Below are 15,536 nucleotides of genomic sequence, written 5' to 3' on the forward strand. Positions count from 1 at the left end.
CTCCCCTAGGCTGGCGGGCATGCTTGAACCCTTCGATGCCGTCGACGTCATCCGCACCAAGCGGGATTCCGGCCGCCTCTCCGACGCCCAGATCGACTGGGTCGTGGACGCCTACACCCGCGGGGTCGTGGCCGACGAGCAGATGGCGGCGCTGGCGATGGCGATCCTCCTCAACGGCATGGACCGCGAGGAGATCTCCCGGTGGACCAACGCCATGATCGCCTCCGGCGAGCGGTTGGACTTCTCGGTGCTCGGCCCCACGGCGGACAAGCACTCCACGGGCGGGGTGGGCGACAAGATCACGCTGCCGCTGGTGCCGCTGGTGGCGAGCTTCGGCGTCCGGGTGCCGCAGTTGTCGGGCCGTGGCCTCGGCCACACGGGCGGGACGCTGGACAAGATGGAGTCGATCCCCGGCTGGCGGGCGAGCCTCTCCAACGACGAGATGATGACGATCCTGCGCGAGGTCGGCGGCGTCATCTGCGCGGCGGGCGCGGGCCTGGCCCCGGCCGACAAGAAGTTGTACGCGCTGCGCGACACGACCGGGACGGTCGAGGCGATCCCCCTGATCGCGAGCTCGATCATGAGCAAGAAGATCGCCGAGGGCACCGGCGCGCTGGTGCTCGACGTGAAGACCGGCGCGGGGGCGTTCATGCGCGAGGAGTCGCAGGCCCGCGAACTCGCCCGCACCATGGTCGACCTCGGCACGGACGCCGGGCTGCGGACCGTCGCCCTGCTGACCGACATGTCGGTGCCGCTGGGCCTGGCGGTCGGCAACGCGCTGGAGGTGCGCGAGTCCGTCGAGGTGCTCGCGGGCGGCGGCCCCGCCGACGTCATCGAGCTCACCGTCGCCCTGGCCCGCGAGATGCTCTCGGCCGCCGGCCGTCCGGACGCCGACGTCGAGGCCGCCCTGGCCGACGGCCGCGCCATGGACGTCTGGCGGCGCATGGTCGCCGCCCAGGGTGGCGACCCGGACGCCGACCTCCCGGTCGCGGCGCACACGCACACGATCACCGCCGACGCTGACGGCGTCCTCACCGACATGGACGCCTTGGGCGTCGCCGTGGCCGCGTGGCGCCTGGGTGCGGGCCGGGCCCGCAAGGAGGACCCGGTCGACTTCGCCGCCGGCGTCCTGCTGCACGCCAAGCCGGGCGACGCCGTCAAGGCCGGTGACGCCGTGATGACCCTCCACACCTCGGACGAGGCCAAGTTCGACCGCGCCCTCGAGGCGCTCGACGGCGCCCTCACCTGGGCCGCGCCCCACACGAAGGTCGAGCGCGGCCCGATCGTGATCGACCGGATCGCCTAGGGTCCCCAGGCCTGTGCGGTGTGGCGGTTGCCATCGCGCCCGGTATAGGTGACGGTCGGCCCCTGGCCCCACTCGTCCTGGATCTGCGGGGCACGGAACCCCTCGTGCACGAGCGTCCTGCCGTCGGGCAAGGTCTTCGACTCACGGGGGATCACCGACTCGACCTCCTGGCCGAAGTCCCACGTCACCGACGCCGGGTCGGCGCCCGACGGCAGGGACAGGGTGAACTCGATGGAGTCCGAATCCTGCCCACCGATCGCGGTGACCGCGATCCGGTCGGTGTCGAGGTGACGGATCGAGGCCTGCTTCGGCTCGACGCCGAAGGACAGCACGAAGCCCGCCTTGACCCAGGTGTCGTCGAGGAAGTGCACGGCGGGCTCGTTCCAGAGGCTCGGGAACGTCGCCGCCGGCAGCTCGCGCCCGTCGGAGCTGAAGACGCGGCCGTCCGCGGTGCCCCAGTACAGGCGCTGACCCTGTTCCGGCATCTGCGTCGCCGCGGCCGCGACGAGGTCGGTCCCGGGGACCTTCGCGATCTTGGTCTGGCTCCCCTCGGAGCCCACCTCGTCCACGAAGGTGGCCCAGGCCGCGTCGCGCGGCAGCACCGCGATCACCCAGAACTTGCCCGGGACGTTGGTGCGCGTGGTGGCTGCCCTCCCCTGCGGAGCCGCCAGGACCGCCGTGTCCGAGGCGTCGGCGTCCAGCCCGGTGAACCGGACGCCATCGCCGTCGGCCTCCACCCGGACCTTCCCCGTCCCGTCCCTGAACTGGAGGTCGATCACCGCGGCTGCGCCGGTGCCCGCCACAGCCGAGGGCGACGCTGACGCCGTGGGCAACGGTTCCACGCTCGGCGTGGTCAGGGGATCAGGCACGGCCCGACGGTCCTCGTCGGCGACCACGCGCCACAGCGCCCAGACGGCCATGGCCACGACGGCCAGCAGCGCCACGGCGATGACGAGCCGCCGCACCAGCAGGCTGGTTCGGGCACGGCGGGCCTCGACCAGGACCGCGTCGGCGTCCAGGGAGAGGTCCAGCCGGTCGGCGGCTCCGTGCAACTGCGCGCGGACCAGGTCCTCGAGCTCGTTCATCGCACCTCTCCTTCCGTGACGAGATGGTTCCTCAGGGCGGCCAGGGCCTTGTGGGCGGTGGACTTCACCGTCCCGACGGAGATGTTCAGGACCTCGGCGGTCTGCGCCTCGGTGAGGTCCTCGTAGTAGCGCAGGACGACCACGCGTCGCTGCTGGGGCGGCAGGATGGCCAGCATCCGCTGCACGTGGAGCTGGTTGTCGACGTCGGCGTCGAACTGCCCGGCGGGACGGTCGAACACCTCCGCGACGCTGACCTCCCCGTGCCTCTTGCGCCAGCGGTCGATGTTGTCGTTCGTCATCGCCCGCCGGGTGTACGCCAGGGCGGTGGCGGGGTCGATCCGATTCCATGCGAGGTAGGACTTCACCAGCGCCGCCTGCACGAGTTCGGCTGCGGCGTCCGCGCTCCCGGTGAGCAACCACCCGGTTCGCAGCAACGATGGGCTCGCCTCCCGCACGAACGCCGTGAACGCCTCATCCCGCGTCATGTCCAGCTCCTGTCACACCCCCACTACGGACGAGGCGCCCGGAAGGTTGCCTCAGGCGTCCAAGCCCTCCAGGGCTTGGGCAAGGTCGTCCCAGAGGTCCTCGACGTCCTCCAGCCCGACCGACAGCCGCAGCAGGCCCTCCGGCACCGTCTCCGGCTCGGACGGGATGCGCCTGCGCCGCTCGATCAGCGACTCGACCCCACCCAGGCTCGTCGCCGGCGTCCACAGCCGGACGCGCTGGGTCACGGCCGTCGCCGCCTCCCGACCCCCGACGGGCTCGAAGGCGACCATCGCGCCGAACCCGCGCATCGTGCGCGCGGCGACCTCGTGCCCGGGATCGCTGGGCAACCCCGGGTGACGCACGCGTTCCACCGCAGGGTGTGCCGCGAGGCGCCGGGCGATCTCGGCGGCGGTGTCCTGCTGCCGCGCGAGCCGGACGCCGAGGGTCCGCACCCCGCGCAGCGCCAGCCACGCCTCGAAGGAGCCCGGGATGGCGCCCAGCAGCGTCCGGTGCTCGACGATCCTGGCCCGCAGGTCGGCGTCCGCCGTGACGAGGACGCCCAGGATCACGTCCGAGTGGCCCGCCAGGTACTTGGTCGCCGAGTGCATGACCACGTCCGCCCCGACCGTGAGCGGGTTCTGCAGCAGCGGCGTGGCGAAGGTGTTGTCGACCCCGACACGGACCCCCGCCGCCCTCGCCGCCTCGACCAGTGCGGGAACGTCCGCGACCTCGAGCAGCGGGTTGGTGGGTGACTCCAGCAGCAGCCAGTCGGCGTCCGGGAGGGCCGCGCGCACGGCGTCCGTGTCGGAGACGTCGACGAGGGTGAGCCGGAGGTCACCCGCGGCGTCCAACCGGCGCGCCAGCGCGAGCATCGCGTTGTACGTGGTCTCCCCCATCACGACGCGTGCCCCGCGCGGCACCAGCGAGAACAGGGCGGCGCCGGCCGCCATGCCGGACGCGAACGCGACGGCCCCTCCGCGAGCACCCTCCAGTGCACCGACGACCTCCTCGAAGGCCGTCCACGTCGCGTTGTCGGTGCGTCCGTAGACCGGTACCCCCTCGGCGAAGTCACCCGGGGTCACGAAGGTGCTGCTCAACTCGACGGGCGGGTTCACCCCGGCGCCGGTCGTGCGCGGCGGACGCCCGAGCGCGACCGCCAGGGTCTCCGGGGCGAGCCCCTCGGGGTGGTGGGTGGTGTGCTCGTTCACAGGCGTTCCTTCGCTGCGTGGTACTCGGCCTCCAAGCGGTCGACGAGGGCGGCGACGCTGGGGACGTCGTCGATCGCGGCCACCCCGTGGCCCGCCGACCAGATGTCCCGCCACGCCTTGGCGTCCGACTCGGTGGGGTTGGTGACGTGCCCGAGATCGACGGGGCCGGCCGGGGCGTCCGGGTCCAGGCCGGCGGCGGCGAGTGACGCCCTCAGGAAGTTCGCGGGGATCGTGCTCACCGAGGGGGTGTACAGGACGTCGCGCCGGTCGGCGTCCACGATCATGCGCTTGTAGGCGTCGCTGGCACCTGACTCGGTCGTCGCGACGAACCGGGTCCCGACGTAGGCGAGGTCGGCGCCCATCGCGCGGGCGGCCAGGACGTCCGCGCCCGTGGAGATCGCCCCGGCCAGCAGGACGAGCCCGTCGAACCACGGTCGGACGGACGCCATGAGCGCGAACGGGCTGGTGTCCCCCGCGTGGCCGCCCGCACCGGCCGCGACGAGGATGAGCCCGTCCACCCCGGCCGCGGCGGCCTTGCGGGCGTGCCGTTCGTTCGTGACGTCGTGCAGGACGATGCCGCCCCAGCCATGCACGGCGTCCACCACCTCGGACGCCGCACCCAGCGACGTGATCACGATGGGGACGCGGTGGCGGGCCAGGACGGCCAGGTCGTCGCGGACGCGCCGGTTCGACGAGTGGACGATCAGGTTGACGGCGAACGGGGCGTCGTCGGGGGCGAGTTGGTCGGTGATGGTGGAGAGCCACGCGTCGAGACCCTCGGTGGTGCGCACGTTGAGCGCCGGGAAGGACCCGACGATCCCGGCCCGGCAGCACGCGAGGACGAGGTCGGGGTTGGACACCAGGAACATGGGCGCCGCCACGATCGGCAGGCGCAGCCCCGCGAGCTCCTGACCCATGTCCTGCTCCAGCGTGCGCGCCATGGTGCCTCCCTCGTCAGACCGTCAGGGCAAGCGTAGGGTGAAGTGGCAAGGAGGAATCATGCCGAAGACGAATCGCGACGGCTCGGCGAAGAAGTCCGAGTTGCCCTCGACCCTGGAGCGGTCATCCGCCAAGGCCCAACGCTCCTACGCCCACACCTACGACGCCGCCATCGAGGAGTACGGCGGCGACGAGGAGCGCGCCCAACGGACGGCGTGGGCGGCCGTCAAGCACTCCTACGAGAAGGTCGGCGACCACTGGGAGGCCAAGGACGAGCGCGGCCCCTCGGACGAGCGCGCCGCACGCGGCGGGCGCACCGGCGGCGCGACCGCCGGCGGGGTGGACGCCAACGCCACCAAGGAGCACCTGCTGCAGCGGGCGCGCCAGCTCGACGTGAAGGGCCGGTCGTCCATGACGAAGGCGGAACTCGTCGAGGCGCTGCAGAAGGCCAACGACCGCGCCACCCGCAAGGCCCGCCAGGACTGACCGCACACGTGGCGTCCGGGTGGAAGGATGGGCTCCACACGCTTGGAAGGGGACCCATGTACACGCCGGCCGAGAACCGCTACGACACGATGCAGTACCGACGGATCGGGCGGTCCGGGCTCCGCCTGCCCGCCGTGAGCCTGGGACTGTGGCACAACTTCGGTGACGACGTGCCGTTCGAGCGCCAGCGGGACATCCTCACGACCGCGTTCGACCACGGGGTCACCCACTTCGACCTGGCCAACAACTACGGACCGCCGTTCGGGTCCGCCGAGGTGCACTTCGGACGCCACCTGCGCGAGTCGTTCGCGGGCCTGCGCGACGAGCTGGTCATCTCGAGCAAGGCCGGTTGGGACATGTGGCCCGGCCCCTACGGCGGCGTCGGCGGGACGCGGAAGTACCTCATCGCGTCCTGCGACCAGTCGCTCAAGCGCATGGGACTCGACTACGTCGACATCTTCTACCACCACCGTCCGGACCCGAACACGCCCCTGGAGGAGACCATGGGCGCACTCGACCACATCGTCCGGACGGGCCGCGCGCTCTACGTCGGCATCTCGTCATACTCGCCCGAACTGACCGCCGAGGCCGCCCGCATCCTCGCCGACCTGGGCACGCCGCTGCTGATCCACCAGCCGAGCTACTCGATGCTCAACCGCTGGATCGAGACCGACGGGTTGCTCGACACCTTGTCGGACGTGGGCGCCGGCTGCATCGCGTTCTCGCCGCTGGCCCAGGGCATGCTGACCGACCGCTACCTGGGAGGCGTGCCCGAGGGGTCGCGGGCGGCCCAGGGCAAGTCGCTGGCCCCGGACCTGCTGAGCGATGAGGCACTGCGTCACATCCGGGCCCTGAACGCCATCGCGTCCGGCCGCGGCCAGTCGCTGGCGCAGATGGCGCTCGCGTGGGCGTTGCGGGACGACCGGGTGACGTCCGTCCTGATCGGGGCATCGCGCTCGGAGCAACTGCTCGACAACCTGGGGGCGCTGCAGAACCTGGACTTCACCGACGACGAACTCGCCGCGATCGACGAGCACGCCGTCGACGGTGGCATCGACCTCTGGAGGACGGCCCGCGAGTCGGTCTCCTGAGCTCACGGCCCCGGCCCGGGTGGGGGTGTCGCAGGACTGGGCGAGTGATGCAGATCTGCATCACTCGCCCAGTCCGCGACACGACACCTACGCCGTCCGCGGAGTCGGCGGCGAGGAGCCTCACCGAGCCTGCAGCAGGCTCAGCCTTTCGTAGTACTCGTCGGTGCTGAGGTCACCCTCGGCGTAGCGCTGGGCCAGGATCCGCTCAGCGCTGTCGAAGCCGGACGCCACGGCCGCGGCCCCGGCCCCCAGCGCGGCCCGGCGTGGCGAATCCCACAGGAACGGACCGAGGCGTCCGCGCCGGGACAGGACGACCAGGAAGATCGCCAGGGCGATGAGCCACATCATGGCTCAGGCCTCCTTGCGCCCGCCGCGCAGCGCGGTGGACCGCTCGAGGTACTCCTCGGGCGAGATCTCACCCTTGGCGAGGCGATCGGCGAGGGTGGCGAGGGCGGCGTCCTCGGGTGAGGGCTGGCCCCACGGGCCGAAGCCGCGGCCCCCGAAACCGGGACCGTGGCCGGGCATGCCCTCGTGGCGCGGATCCCAGCGGACCGGGCCGACGTGGCCGTGCTTGAGCAGCTTGATGATGACGATGACGGCGAGGATGGTGAGCAGCAGGCCGGGCAGCATCATCAGTGGGCCCATGCCCATGTGACCCATCTGGCCCATGCGACCCCCCATGTCGAGGAGAACAGGTGCGTTGAACATGGTTCCATCCAACCCGCCGGGGCTGTCTCCGTCATCGGCCCTCGCGATGACTCGGCTGTGAGCCCCGTACGTCAGCGTGCGTACGCCGCATTACGGGGTGGGGCCGACGCGGTGGACCGCCGATCCCCGTAGCCTTCCCACCATGGACACCCGTGTGCGCACCGTGCTGGCGGCCCTGGTCGCCGGCGGCGCCCTGGCGGTCGGGTGGCGGGCCCGGTCGTTCAGCCGCATGATGGGCGACGCGATGGTGGGGCCGGGTCACATGGCCCCGACGCCCGCCCCGCCGACGCTCCCCGCCCCGTCACCCCTCGACCTCCCCGTCTGGGGCGCGATCCTCGTCGTGTGCGCCGGCATCGTGCTGTTGCCCCGGCGTCCGCTCGCCGGCTACCTCGTCGGCATCGCCGGCCTGGTCGCGTACGGCGCCCTGGACGGCCCGTCCTTCGCCGGCTTCCTGCCCGCGCTCATCCTGTCGATCGGGCTGCTCCGCCACCGTGGCACCGCGCGCACGGCGCCCTGGGTGTCGCTCGTCCTGCTCGCGCTGTGGGCCACGTGGTGGGACGCGCCGGCCCTCGGCCTCACCGACTGGCGGATGTGGACGTCGGTGGTGTCCCAGTTCCTCTGGGTCCTCGTCCCGACCCTGCTCGTGGCGTTCGCTCACGACCGTCGCGCCGCCCGCGAGCACGAACGCGCCGAGGCGATCGAACGCGCGGCGTCCGACGAACGGCTGCGGCTGGCCCGGGAGATCCACGACGTGGTGGGGCACTCCCTGTCGATGATCTCGCTGCAGTCCGCCGTTGCGCTCCGCGTCCTGGACGCCGACCCGATCCAGGCTCGTACATCGCTCGAGGCCATCCGCTCCTCATCCAAGGACGCCCTCACCGAACTCCGCCGCACCCTGGGCGTCTTCCGCGGGGACGACACCACCCCGCTCGCCCCGACCCCCGCCCTGAGTTCCATCCCCCGACTGGTGGCGGACGTGCGCGCGGGGGGCGTCCGCGTCGACCTCGCTCCCTTGCCGGACGCCGACGGGCTCGGGGCGGCGACCGAGGCCGCCGCGTACCGCATCGTCCAGGAGGCCCTGACCAACGCCGTCCGGCATGCACCCGGACACGCGATCGACGTCACGATCGGACGCGATGGGCGCGGGCTCACGATCAGGGTCACCGACGACGGGACTCCACCGAGCACGATCACCGAGGGCGGCGGCCTGCGGGGCATGCGCGAACGGGTGCACGCCCTGGGTGGGACGCTGGAGGCCGGACCCACGGCGTCCGGTTTCGTGGTGGCGGCGTGGCTGCCGGGAGGGGAACGATGAGCGACATCCGGGTTCTGCTGGCCGACGACCAGCCGCTGGTCCGCATGGGTCTGCGCGCGTTGGTGTCGTCCGAACCCGGCATGGTGGTGGTGGGTGAGGCGTCCGACGGCGACGAGGCGGTCCGGCTGGCCCGCGAGCTGGCGGTCGACGTGGTGCTCATGGACATCCGCATGCCGGGGACCGACGGGCTGACCGCCCTGCGCGCCATCGCGTCCGACCCGGCCCTGGCCGGCACGCACGTCGTCATGCTGACGACCTTCGAGCTGGACGAGTACGTGTTCTCTGCGCTCGAGGGCGGGGCCGCGGGGTTCCTCATCAAGGACGCCGACCCCGACGACATCCTGCGTGCGATCCGGGCGGCGGCCGGCGGCGAGAGCCTGCTCTCCCCCACCGTGACCCGGACGGTGATCTCGACGTTCGCCCAGCAGCGCCGCACCACAGCCCCCCAGAAGCACCCGCGCCTGGACGACCTGACCGAGCGCGAGCGCGAGGTGCTGGAACTCGTGGCGCAGGGCCTCAACAACGACGAGCTGGCCGAGCGCCTGTTCATCAGCAAGGCCACCGCACGGACGCACGTGAGCCACATCCTGCTCAAGCTGGGCGCCCGCGACCGCGCCCAGCTCGTGGTGATCGCGTACCGGTCCGGGCTGGTCTGAACGCACCGGTGCCCGGCGGGAACCACCCCCGCCGGGCACCGGTCGCCTTGGGCGTCAGGCCTTCTTGCCGGTCTTGACCCCGAGGGCCCGGACGATCATGTCCGCGGCCTCGTCGATCGAGTACCGACTGGTGTTGATGACCAGGTCGTAGGCCTCGTCGTTGCTCGGGTCCCATCCGTACAGCCGCTGGGACATGTCGACACGCAGCCGGTCCTCGACCTCGCGGCGCCGCTCGGCGACGTCGGCGCTGATGCCGTCCAGCTCGCTGGCACGGCCCACCCGGACCTCCGCCGGGGCGGTGAGCCGGACGTGGAGCGCGTTCGGGTGTTGGGCCAGGATCACGGTCGCGTTGCGGCCGAGGATGACACCACCCCGGGCGACGGCGTCCTTGACCTCGATGGCGTTCTCCGCCGCCAGGTCGCGGTCCGCGCGCTGGTCGGAGCCCAGGTTGAGGTCGGCATCGGAGATGCCGCGTCCGGCGACGCTGCGCAGGAAGCGATCCCAGGTGCCCTCGACCTTCTCGTCGTACTGCGGGGCGGCCTCCAGGTCGACCGAGCTGAGCCGCTGGCCGGTGTAGGGGACACCGAGGCGCTCGGCGACCTTGCGACCGATGGCGTCCGCGCCGGAGCCGTACTGCTCGAAGAGCGTCACGACCGGGCCGGTGGGGGTCGAGGCCGGGGCCTCGGCGGTCGGGACGCCGGCGGCGGTGGCGCGGCGCTCGTTGAGCTCACCGACCAGCTTGGCGTGCTGCTTCTCGGACAGCGGGTAGGCCAGGAGGATCAGGGCGGCGATGATGCCCAGGACGGCCGGGACCCACCCGGTCGCGATCCGGAGGCCGGTGACCATGTTGTCGAAGCCCGCATCGCCCATCTTGATGGCGGCGGAGTAACCGAACGCACCGATGATCGGGCCGCCCAGGGCGCCACCCAGACCCTGGCCGCACTTGCGGACGAAGGACAGGATCGAGTAGGCGCCACCTTCGGAACGGACGCCGGTCTTCCACTCGCCGAAGTCGACGGTGTCGGCCTGCATCGAGAACATCAGGGCGTTGGTGCCGCCGACGCCCACGCCGAGGATGAACCAGGCGATGATCGCCATGACCAGGCCGCCGGCGGGCACCAGGGCGATGATGACGTAGGCCACCACGGCGATGAACGCCATGGCCACGTAGCCCAGGCGCTTGCCGAGCCGGACGGTGATGGTGGGCACGAAGGACGCCGCGAGGATGGTGCCGACGGTCTGGGCGAGCATGAGGAAGGTGAAGTAGCCGGCGTTGCCCAGGACGGAGCGCGTGAAGTACATCGCGACGGCGTTCATGGTGAACATGGCACCCAGAAGGAAGAACGCACCGATGCAGAGGACCAGCAGCGGCTTGTTCCGGCCGACCATCTTCATGGTGGTCGAGAACTTGCTCTTGCCGGGCGTCCGCGGCACGACCTCACGGGTGTTGAGGAAGCAGAGGAGGTAGAGGACGACCGCCAGGACGCCGAGGATGATGCAGGTGACGGTGAACTTGAACCGCACCTCCTCCATCGGCAGGTCCTGGATGCCCTGGAACTGGGGCGAGATGATGGCGGACAGGGCCACACCGGTGATGGCCGAACCGATGGACCGGGCACCCGAGAGGCGCGAGCGGTCGAGCGAGTTCTGCGTCATGGCCGCGGACAGGGAGCCGTACGGGATGTTGACGAACGAGTAGGCCAGCTGGAAGGCCGCGTCGAACAGGAGGATCCAGACGAACGCCTGGGTCGGGGTCAGGCCGGCCGGAGTGCTGAACAGCAGGACCAGCGTGATCGCCAGCGGCGTGGAACCCCACAGCAGCCAGGGGCGCAGGCGTCCCCGCCGCGTGTTGGCCTTGTCGACGGTGTTGCCCGCGATCAGGTCCGCGACACCGGCCCAGACCTTCGTGACGGCGTAGATCGTGCCGGCCGCGGCAGCACTCAGTCCCACGATGTCGGTCATGTAGACCATGAGGAACATGGAGGTCATCTGGAACGCGAGGTTGTTCGCGACATCACCCAGTGCGTAGGAGACGACCCGCCCATTGCTCAAGGTTCCCCGCGTGAGCGCCTTCTCCTCTGTTGCTGTGGACATCCCTGCTCCCCTTCAATGAGTGATCGGCAACTACTCTCGACCGTAGAACGACCACCGCACCTCCGGGACGAGTTGCCGAAATTGGCCCTTCAACCATCGGGAGACGCCATGAACATCACCGTCGTGGGATCGCACGAGTGGTCCCTGGCCCCTGAGCGCGCCACCGTCCACCTGCAGGTCGACGTCGAGGGCGACGAGCGCGTCGCCACCAGCAGGGCCGCCGCCGAGGTGGTGGACGCGCTGGCGTCCGAGTTGCGCGCTCTCTGCGAGGGGCCGGACGCCGTCCTCACGGCCCACGTGGTGGGCCCGGTCATGACGCGCGCCTGGCGTCCGTGGGGCAACGACGGGCAGCCCCTCCCGCTGCGGTTCGGCGCCGGCGCACAGCTGAGCGCGACCTTCGGCGACTTCGCCGCCCTCGCCGACTGGACGGGCACCTGGGCCGAACGCGAGGGCGTCCAGGTCACGCACGTCGCCTGGTCCGTGACGGACGCCACCCGGACGGCGAACGAGGCGACCACCCTCGCCCTCGCCGTGGCGGACGCCCGCTCCCGCGCCCTGGCGATCGCCCAGGCCGCCGGATGGGCGGGGGTGGAGCTCCGCGAGGTCGCCGACCCGGGACTGCTGACCGCTCCCCCCGGGGGCGCTCCCATCCCGCTCGGGGGAGGCCTCGGCCGGGCCGAGGCGATGTCCTTCAAGGCGGACGCCGCGGGCGGCGGGATCGCCCCCGACGACCTCCGCGGCGAAACCGTCGTCCACGCGCGCTTCCTGACGCACCGGTGACCAGGATGTCCGGCCTGTTCGGGTGGGTCCGCCTCTCCAAGGACAGTCCCACCACCGACACCGAGCCCGTGCCGGCCGACCTCACGGTGGTCGACAACCCCGAACGTCGCCGCTTCGAAGTGCGCGATGGACGCAAGGTCGTGGGGTGGACGTCCTACGAGCAGACGTCCCAGATCCTGGTGTTCCACCACACCGAGGTGAAGCCCCGGTACGAGGGCAGCGGGCTGGGCAGCCTGCTCGTCCGCACCACGCTGGACCACGCCCGCGCCCAGGGCATGCTGGTGCTGCCGTTGTGTCCCTTCGTCGACGGCTGGATCGAACGCCATCCCGACTACGCCGACCTCGTCTACCACCCACGGGCCGGCGAGCCGATTCCGTGATCAATCCCGCTCGGGCTTGCTGATCGGGCCGAGGACCACGTTCGCCCACGCCCCGTGCAGCGACTCCTGGTCGGACGGCTGGAACAGGCCCGCCAGGACGTCACGGTGCAGGCGCGCCAGCTCGTGGGAGTTCGAGTAGGACGCCCCACCGCACGCCCGGATCGACTGGTCCACCGCCCGCAGCGACGCCTCGGCGGCCGCGTTCTTCGCCGAGCTGAGCTTGGGCAGCCACAGCATCCCGTGGTCGCGGCCCTCGTCGAGCTCGCGCGCGATGAGCGTGACCTCGGCCGACGCGGAGTTCATGGCGATCGCCGCATCCGCCAGGCGCCAGCGGATGTCGGGGTCGTTCGCGTACACGTCGTCGTTCTTGACCGAGCGGCGCTTCTTCACGTGCGCCGCGGCGACCTCGATCGCGCGGCTGCCCAGCCCGAGGTAGGTGGCGGCCAGCAGCGCCTCGAAGTGGCTGAAGATGCCGAAGACGATGGGCTCCAGGCTCGGGCCGGGGGCGACCAGCTGCAGGACGCGGTCGGCCGGCGCCGGCGCCCCGACCAGCTTCGTGGAGTTCGACTGGGTGCCGCGCATGCCGAGGGTGTCCCAGTCGTCGGCGATCTCGAAACCACCGGCGTCGCGGGTGAGGATCGCGAAGACGTTGCGCACGGCGTCCGGGTCGGTGCGGTCGGCGCCGAAGGTGAGCAGGCGCGTCCACACCGGGGAGAGGCTCGTGAAGACCTTCTGACCGTGGAAGGTGTAGCCGCCCCCGCCGTCCGGGCGGGCCTCGGTGATGGACCCGAACAGCACCAGGTCGTTGCCCGGCTCGCTGATCGCGAAGCCGAACACCTCACCGGCGGCGGCCTCGCGGAGGATCTGCTCGCCGGCCGCGTTGCCCCGGGCAACCAGGTGGCGCCCCACGCCGACGATGATCTGGTGCATGTTGATGCCCAGAGCGGTCGCCGGGGACGCGTTCGCGAGCCGGGTCTGCTCGGCGCAGACCTCCTCCAGGTTCAGCCCGCCGCCACCGAACTCGGTCGGGACGAACGCGGCCAGGTAGCCGGCTTCGCGCAGGTCGGCCAGGTCTGCGTCGGGGAACGTGTTGGTGGCGTCCACCTCAGCGGCGCGCTCGTGGACGCGTGCGAGGAGGTCGTCGGGCAGGAAGGTCATGGTGGTCTCCTTCAGTGGGATGGTGCCGCGTCGATGTCAGTCGCGGTGGTCGGTCGCGGTGGTCAGTCGGGGTGGTCAGTCGCGCGAGCCCTGGGGCAGCGTGACCTTCTTGCGGGTCGCCGGGCGCGACGGTGGCGGGACGACGGGGCCGATGTCCCCGTCCGGCGCCTCGTCGAGGTCGACGATCACCGGCGCGTGGTCGGACGGCAGCTTGCCCTTGCGCGCCTCGCGGTCGACCCAGGCCGCCTGGGTTCGGGCCGCCACGGACGCCGAGGCGAGGACGAGATCGATGCGCATGCCGAGGTCCTGGTGGAACATGCCGGCGCGGTAGTCCCAGTAGGAGAAGACACGCTCGTGCGGCCAGCGCTCGCGCACGACGTCCACGAGCCCGAAGGCCTCGATGGCGTCCCGCTCGGGCGGGGTCACGTGGGTGTGGCCGATGTAGGCGGAGGGGTCGAAGACGTCGGCGTCGGCCGGGGCGATGTTCATGTCGCCGCAGAGGACCACGTCCGCCGGACCGTCCGCCACGGCCGCGCGCAGCGCGTCCAGCCAGGTGAGCTTGTAGGCGTAGTGGTCGCTGGCGACCTCGCGGCCGTTGGGCACGTAGAGCGAGTGGACGCGCACGCCGCCGCAGGTCGCGGCGATGGCACGGGCCTCGGCCTTGCCGGCGTAGTCGGGCTGGCCGGAGAAGCCACGCTCGACGTCCTCCAGGCCCACCCGGGAGAGGACTGCGACGCCGTTCCACTGGCCCTGACCATGGTGGGCGAAGGTGTAACCGCGCTCGGCCAACGGCTCGGCGAGCAGGGTCGCGAAAGCCTCGTCGGACAGCTTGGTCTCCTGCAGGCACACCACATCCGGACGCCGCTGCTCCAGCCAGGGCAGCAGGCGCGGCACGCGCTGCTTGACGGAGTTGACGTTCCATGTGGCGATCCTCACGCCGTCGAGGCTAGCGCGGGTGACTGACAACGCGTGGGGCACCAGGGTCAGGGACGCCTTCACCGCCGGTCTGGTTGGCGGTGCGGTAGCGCTGCGGTTGGCGCCCCTTGGCACGCCTTGGCGCTGCTGCCTGCTTCGGCCGCTTTGCCTGTGGATGGCGAAGGGTTCATCCCCAAGTGCTGGAGGGGTGGCGGTGGTTGTCCACAGGGCCGCCTGATGGGTGCTCGAATGTGTGTTCGAATGCCTAGGGTGGTGGACATGAGCACTCCCAGCCCCACCCCGCGGCTCGTCGCCACCAGCGACGCGCTCGCCCAGGTGCGCGCGCTGCTGGGTGCCGTCGACCACGACGCCCGCCAACGCTTGGACGCCGACGCCCGCTTCCAGCTGGCCGAACAGGTCGTCGCGGTGGGCCGCCAACTGGACGCCCTCCGCGCCGTCCTGGTCGCCGAAGCCGACCAGGCCCGAACCCGCGGGCCACGCGGCACCAGCACCACCGACCTGTTGGCAATGACCGCCCAAGTCACCGCGTCGGAAGCGGCCGGTTGGCTGTTCGCCGGCAAGGACATCAGCGGACGCCCCGGCGTCAAGGCGGCCGCCCTCGCCGGGGAAGTCTCCGTACGCCAAGCCCGCTCCATCGACCAAGTCCTCGGCAACCTGCCCGCCACCCTCGGCGACGAACGCCGCGACCAGGCCGAACAGCTGCTGCTGGAACGCGCCCAACGCATGGACGCCAAGGAGCTCGCCAAGCAGTCGCGGTCGGTGTTGGCCGAGGTGGCTCCCGAGGTCGACGGGGTCGAGGACGAGCTGTCCCGCCTCGACGTCCAGCGCAAACAAGCCGTCGCGGCACGCTCGTTGAGCATGATCCCCGACGGTCAGGGCTCCATCCTCCTGAGGGGCCAACTGCCGGT

Annotated in this window: 17 protein-coding genes; 8 read left to right on the forward strand and 9 right to left on the reverse strand. The window is 71.5% G+C overall.

Features of this window, described 5'->3' with window-relative positions:
• Positions 1-19: 19 nt before the first annotated feature.
• Entirely contained in the window at positions 20-1,306 is a 1,287-nt protein-coding gene (locus AC5YDV_RS05435; protein ID WP_496182310.1) for a thymidine phosphorylase, read from the forward strand.
• Here the strand turns inward: AC5YDV_RS05435 and AC5YDV_RS05440 are convergent.
• Genes AC5YDV_RS05440 through AC5YDV_RS05455 form a run of 4 tightly spaced genes read right to left on the reverse strand, consistent with a single transcriptional unit; the run spans position 1,303 to position 5,026 of the window.
• A complete protein-coding gene (locus tag AC5YDV_RS05440; RefSeq protein ID WP_496182311.1) occupies positions 1,303-2,391 on the reverse strand; it encodes a hypothetical protein in 1,089 nt (362 codons plus the stop codon). The genes AC5YDV_RS05435 and AC5YDV_RS05440 overlap by 4 nt on opposite strands.
• The gene (locus AC5YDV_RS05445) at positions 2,388-2,876 is read right to left on the reverse strand and encodes a SigE family RNA polymerase sigma factor (protein ID WP_496182312.1); all 489 of its coding nucleotides are present in this window, start codon (positions 2,874-2,876) and stop codon (positions 2,388-2,390) included. Before AC5YDV_RS05445 ends, AC5YDV_RS05440 begins: the two co-directional genes overlap by 4 nt.
• 51 nt (positions 2,877-2,927) lie before the next feature.
• Positions 2,928-4,085, reverse strand: a complete 1,158-nt coding sequence (locus tag AC5YDV_RS05450; RefSeq protein ID WP_496182313.1) for a trans-sulfuration enzyme family protein — start codon at positions 4,083-4,085, stop codon at positions 2,928-2,930.
• Positions 4,082-5,026 carry an NAD(P)H-dependent flavin oxidoreductase gene (locus tag AC5YDV_RS05455; RefSeq protein ID WP_496182314.1) on the reverse strand — a complete coding sequence of 315 codons (945 nt, stop codon included), beginning with the start codon at positions 5,024-5,026 and terminating at the stop codon, positions 4,082-4,084. Before AC5YDV_RS05455 ends, AC5YDV_RS05450 begins: the two co-directional genes overlap by 4 nt.
• Before the next feature lie 58 nt (positions 5,027-5,084).
• Here AC5YDV_RS05455 and AC5YDV_RS05460 point away from each other — a divergent pair, with 58 nt between their 5' ends.
• Both AC5YDV_RS05460 and mgrA read left to right on the forward strand, forming a co-directional pair.
• Positions 5,085-5,510: a ChaB family protein gene (locus tag AC5YDV_RS05460; RefSeq protein WP_496182315.1), complete on the forward strand. Its 426-nt coding sequence runs from the start codon at positions 5,085-5,087 to the stop codon at positions 5,508-5,510.
• Positions 5,511-5,566: 56 nt separating this feature from the next.
• Positions 5,567-6,601: an L-glyceraldehyde 3-phosphate reductase gene (mgrA, locus tag AC5YDV_RS05465; protein WP_496182316.1), complete on the forward strand. Its 1,035-nt coding sequence runs from the start codon at positions 5,567-5,569 to the stop codon at positions 6,599-6,601.
• Between the two features lie 120 nt (positions 6,602-6,721).
• Here mgrA and AC5YDV_RS05470 read toward each other — a convergent pair whose 3' ends face one another.
• Together AC5YDV_RS05470 and AC5YDV_RS05475 are read right to left on the reverse strand one after the other, a co-directional pair.
• Positions 6,722-6,949 (reverse strand): SHOCT domain-containing protein, encoded by a 228-nt coding sequence (locus AC5YDV_RS05470; RefSeq protein ID WP_496182317.1) that lies wholly within the window; start codon positions 6,947-6,949, stop codon positions 6,722-6,724.
• A 3-nt stretch (positions 6,950-6,952) separates the two neighbouring features.
• A complete protein-coding gene (locus AC5YDV_RS05475; RefSeq protein WP_496182318.1) occupies positions 6,953-7,309 on the reverse strand; it encodes an SHOCT domain-containing protein in 357 nt (118 codons plus the stop codon).
• A gap of 142 nt (positions 7,310-7,451) precedes the next feature.
• On the opposite strand from AC5YDV_RS05475, the gene AC5YDV_RS05480 reads away from it, so the two are divergent.
• Both AC5YDV_RS05480 and AC5YDV_RS05485 read left to right on the forward strand, forming a co-directional pair.
• Positions 7,452-8,624, forward strand: coding sequence for a sensor histidine kinase (locus tag AC5YDV_RS05480; protein WP_496182319.1), 1,173 nt, complete (start codon positions 7,452-7,454; stop codon positions 8,622-8,624).
• Positions 8,621-9,280, forward strand: a complete 660-nt coding sequence (locus tag AC5YDV_RS05485; RefSeq protein WP_496182320.1) for a response regulator — start codon at positions 8,621-8,623, stop codon at positions 9,278-9,280. The genes AC5YDV_RS05480 and AC5YDV_RS05485 overlap by 4 nt, the downstream gene beginning before the upstream one ends.
• A gap of 54 nt (positions 9,281-9,334) precedes the next feature.
• Here the strand turns inward: AC5YDV_RS05485 and AC5YDV_RS05490 are convergent, their stop codons facing one another.
• Positions 9,335-11,374 carry a glycoside-pentoside-hexuronide (GPH):cation symporter gene (locus tag AC5YDV_RS05490; protein ID WP_496182321.1) on the reverse strand — a complete coding sequence of 680 codons (2,040 nt, stop codon included), beginning with the start codon at positions 11,372-11,374 and terminating at the stop codon, positions 9,335-9,337.
• A 108-nt stretch (positions 11,375-11,482) separates the two neighbouring features.
• Between AC5YDV_RS05490 and AC5YDV_RS05495 the strand changes: the two genes are divergently transcribed.
• Both AC5YDV_RS05495 and AC5YDV_RS05500 read left to right on the forward strand, forming a co-directional pair.
• The gene (locus tag AC5YDV_RS05495) at positions 11,483-12,154 is read left to right on the forward strand and encodes an SIMPL domain-containing protein (RefSeq protein WP_496182322.1); all 672 of its coding nucleotides are present in this window, start codon (positions 11,483-11,485) and stop codon (positions 12,152-12,154) included.
• Between the two features lie 5 nt (positions 12,155-12,159).
• Positions 12,160-12,534 carry a GNAT family N-acetyltransferase gene (locus tag AC5YDV_RS05500; RefSeq protein WP_496182333.1) on the forward strand — a complete coding sequence of 125 codons (375 nt, stop codon included), beginning with the start codon at positions 12,160-12,162 and terminating at the stop codon, positions 12,532-12,534.
• Here the strand turns inward: AC5YDV_RS05500 and AC5YDV_RS05505 are convergent, their stop codons facing one another.
• The gene (locus AC5YDV_RS05505) at positions 12,535-13,692 is read right to left on the reverse strand and encodes an acyl-CoA dehydrogenase family protein (protein ID WP_496182323.1); all 1,158 of its coding nucleotides are present in this window, start codon (positions 13,690-13,692) and stop codon (positions 12,535-12,537) included.
• A 75-nt stretch (positions 13,693-13,767) separates the two neighbouring features.
• On the reverse strand, positions 13,768-14,628 hold the full coding sequence (locus AC5YDV_RS05510; RefSeq protein ID WP_496182324.1) for an exodeoxyribonuclease III: 861 nt from the start codon (positions 14,626-14,628) through the stop codon (positions 13,768-13,770).
• 258 nt (positions 14,629-14,886) lie between these two features.
• Here AC5YDV_RS05510 and AC5YDV_RS05515 point away from each other — a divergent pair.
• On the forward strand, positions 14,887-15,536 hold a 650-nt coding region (locus tag AC5YDV_RS05515), incomplete at its 3' end, for a DUF222 domain-containing protein (protein ID WP_496192405.1).

The sequence above is a fragment of the Propioniciclava sp. LT432 genome (genome assembly GCF_059515965.1).